We start from the raw sequence: 2812 nt of genomic DNA, 5'->3' as shown, positions 1-2812 counted from the left end.
CCTGGTTGGGGCGATCCGCCCTGAGACGCGGCACCGAGCGCGGTTCCTGCGGCAGCCGTGCACGCCCGCGGCGGTGGCACTGCCCTGCCTGGTGCAGCACCCTATAAAAGCTTGATTCAGAGCCGATAAAGAGGCCCTGATCGGCCAGCGCCGGCACGATCTGTCCCGGCGGCAGCGAGGCGTACTCCGGCTGATTACACGTCAGCAGGATCCGCTGTCGTTCCTCCTCGCTCAGGCGGTGACCCACCAGGCGGTCACTGCCTTTACGGCGATCCACGCCGTCCCCATCACCACCAAAGGCCTTGCGCCAGCGTTTGAGGGTGCGCAGAGAGATCCCGATCTCGCAGCAGGCAGGCACCAGAGCCGCGCCAGCGGCATTGGCCTCGCTGATCAGCTCGATCGCCTTCTGCCGGTGCGCGGCACTGGTCAGCCTTCCGCGTCCTCCGAACAGAAGGCTTCCCACTTTTTTCGCAGCACCAGCAAGGCCGCCATCTCCGCCATGGCCTTCTCCTTGCGCTGTAGCTCTTTCTTGAGAGCCTTGATCTCCCGCTGGTCCTGGGCGCGGAGCTTCTCGAGCTCCTTCTGCTCTTTCAAGGTGAGCACTGGCTTGGCGTTGGCATCCTGGGCAGCCTGCCGCCAACGCTCCACCTGCTCAGGAAACAGCCCCCGCTCCCGGCAGTAGCCACTGAGTTCGGTGGCATTCAGGCCAGCGCTCTCCAGCACCACCGTGAATTTGTCGGCAGCACTCCAGCCCTCTGGTTCCTTCTCGGAAGCCGGCACCACCTCTCCCTGTAACCGCCAAATCTTTCTCCAGTTGTAGAGGGTCACCACGTGAATGCCCAGCTCTTCTGAAATCCGAGCCACGCTCTGGCGGTGCGGCGGGCTCATCCGCCTTCTCACGTCAGCCTTGACGGCCTCGCTGTAACGACGCATTGGTCATGTCCTCAAGCCCCCAGGTGTACTGATCAGAGGGGTGACATCTTTCCTGAAACCGGGGGAGGCAGAGGGTGATGGCTTGATTGCTGCGTTGGCGGAAATGCTGATTTTCAGAGACCAGTCTGATCGTGTCCTCACTGTGGTGGATGCCGAGCGGCTGAGGCGCATCAGGGTGTTCGTGCGCCATTCGCGCTGGGGTGGGTGGAGGAAGGGTTGCTGGGGATTCCGCCCGCACCAGCAGGAGTCGCGGAACGCATTGAGAAATCTCTTGTCTTAAACACTGTACTACTAGTGCCTTAAACTGATAAATAAGCGCTTAGTGTTCTGAGCCATTGAGCGACGTTCTGTTCGGTGCTGCTGTGTGTATCACTACGGATGGTTCTTCGGATTCCCTTTAGAAATGGTTGATCGTTCGAGGGCGGGAGATGGGTGTCGCTGGTCTGCCGTCGTTGCTTGCCCTTGTGGGTCTGCTCGGATTCCTGGTGGTGCGGATCGTGATCGGGGTGATTGCTTGAGCGCCTTTTGGTGTGCCTCATACTCAGGGTCATGCCGAGGGCACCTGAGTTATGGTGCCCGATATGGCAAAGCAAGTTCGCCTGACCCTCGCCAAAGCAATTGCCAAAGCAAATTTGCGCCGTGCTGAGACGGGCGAGAAACCCATCACGATGAACGCGCTGGCCGTTCAGGCGGGGGTGGCGGCGACCACCATCACCCGACTGGCACGAAATGATCAGAAGGCGGCATCAGCGCTGTCGCTGGATCTGGCGTCCAAGATTGTGACGGTGCTGGATTGTGGGATTGAGGACTTGCTGGAGGTTGTTTAATCTGCACAAGTGACTTCCTTGATCCAGTTGGCGGGTCGCTCTCCCACCAGTTCCCTGCGCGTTGGTCAATGCCCCTGCCTTGCTGATAGCGGGTGAGTGCAGTCGCAGCGTTGATGAACCCTGTCTCCAAACAACGGTTTAGTAGATTCTGCCCACGAAGGTTCAGGGTGTTGAAGGAGGTAAGAGGCATTCTCTCAAGAGACTGATGTCTCGTTTGATAGTCCCACTCTTTGTGCCTTCGTCGTCGCTTCATGAGTTCTTCGTCAGTGCACTCTCCAGGATGAATGCTGCCAAGTTGCTCATGGATCGACCTTCCATGGCGCTTCGTCTTTCCAAATTCTTGTAGGCAGCGTAGTTCAAGGTGATGGATAGCCTTTGTGGGGCGCGGTTGCCCGTGAAACCATCAGTCCCTCCCTCCTCTCTGCCGTACATCGCTAAAGCGGCTTGAATTCTTGTTCATCTTGTCGCGCCTTACCTTTCTTCTGTTTTTATGCATGTACATTTGTTAAGCGCTCTCGCTCGCGGCACTCCTTTCGCGCCCCCCCCCTACTACCCTGCTTTAGGTTTTCTTAAGAGTGGCCGATTTAGGTTCGACCTGTAGTTATTACTGTCTGCGATATTTGCGTTTTTTATTTCAGCAGTCCCTCTCTGGAGCAAGACTCTTGGTTGATGACTCGCAGAAGGCATTAGATGCCTGGAAACTGGACCCATCCAAGATGCCAAGGCGTCTGGATCTGGACTTGAGTGAGGAGGTCTATGACGCACTGGAAGCGTTGAGCAGGCGTACAGGGCGCTCGATCCGCGACCTTGTGGAGGATTTCATCGCTCAATCGGTTACGCCGCCGCTGCCACTGCAGGAGGAAGATCCTTAAGGGGATGTCGTCAGCGCCTCGGTTGAGGCAGAGGGTAGCGCCCCTCCGAGTGGTGTAACTCAGGAGGTCCTGTGACCCTTTCCGGAGGGTGAACAGGAGCAGTCAAGAGATGACTGCTTGGAAGCTGATTGCGCAGCTCCATTCATTCACTATGAACCCTGATCGCTGAATTGGCAACTC

General features: G+C 57.7%; 5 protein-coding genes. 2 read left to right on the top strand and 3 right to left on the bottom strand.

All coding sequences use genetic code 11. The annotated features are described in order from the left end of the window. The coding region (locus CJZ78_RS14600) for a helix-turn-helix domain-containing protein (RefSeq protein ID WP_143592841.1) at window positions 1-463 on the bottom strand (463 nt) is incomplete at its 3' end. Continuing rightward, entirely contained in the window at window positions 427-933 is a 507-nt protein-coding gene (locus CJZ78_RS14595) for a transposase (protein WP_143592840.1), read from the bottom strand. The genes CJZ78_RS14600 and CJZ78_RS14595, both read right to left, overlap by 37 nt. A gap of 581 nt (window positions 934-1514) precedes the next feature. On the opposite strand from CJZ78_RS14595, the gene CJZ78_RS13330 reads away from it, so the two are divergent. Further along, window positions 1515-1760, top strand: a complete 246-nt coding sequence (locus CJZ78_RS13330) for a helix-turn-helix transcriptional regulator (protein ID WP_158217103.1) — start codon at window positions 1515-1517, stop codon at window positions 1758-1760. Window positions 1761-2009: 249 nt separating this feature from the next. On the opposite strand, the gene CJZ78_RS14735 is transcribed toward CJZ78_RS13330, so the two are convergent. Continuing rightward, window positions 2010-2192, bottom strand: a complete 183-nt coding sequence (locus CJZ78_RS14735) for a hypothetical protein (RefSeq protein ID WP_094561778.1) — start codon at window positions 2190-2192, stop codon at window positions 2010-2012. 230 nt (window positions 2193-2422) lie between these two features. On the opposite strand from CJZ78_RS14735, the gene CJZ78_RS13320 reads away from it, so the two are divergent. Beyond that, window positions 2423-2632, top strand: a complete 210-nt coding sequence (locus CJZ78_RS13320; protein ID WP_094561777.1) for a hypothetical protein — start codon at window positions 2423-2425, stop codon at window positions 2630-2632. Window positions 2633-2812: the final 180 nt, after the last annotated feature.

Origin of the sequence: Synechococcus sp. 8F6 (genome assembly GCF_002252665.1) — a bacterium.
Classification (GTDB): domain Bacteria; phylum Cyanobacteriota; class Cyanobacteriia; order PCC-6307; family Cyanobiaceae; genus Cyanobium_A.
Note: the sequence above shows the minus strand (reverse complement) of the source record. Positions and strands in the feature narration are given on the sequence as shown.

What these genes read in the sequence shown, in the direction of transcription:
- CJZ78_RS14595 (WP_143592840.1), bottom strand. Translation starts at nt 933, where the DNA reads ATGCGTCGTTACAGCGAGGCCGTCAAGGCTGACGTGAGAAGGCGGATG.
- CJZ78_RS13330 (WP_158217103.1), top strand. Translation starts at nt 1,515, where the DNA reads ATGGCAAAGCAAGTTCGCCTGACCCTCGCCAAAGCAATTGCCAAAGCA.
- CJZ78_RS14735 (WP_094561778.1), bottom strand. Translation starts at nt 2,192, where the DNA reads ATGTACGGCAGAGAGGAGGGAGGGACTGATGGTTTCACGGGCAACCGC.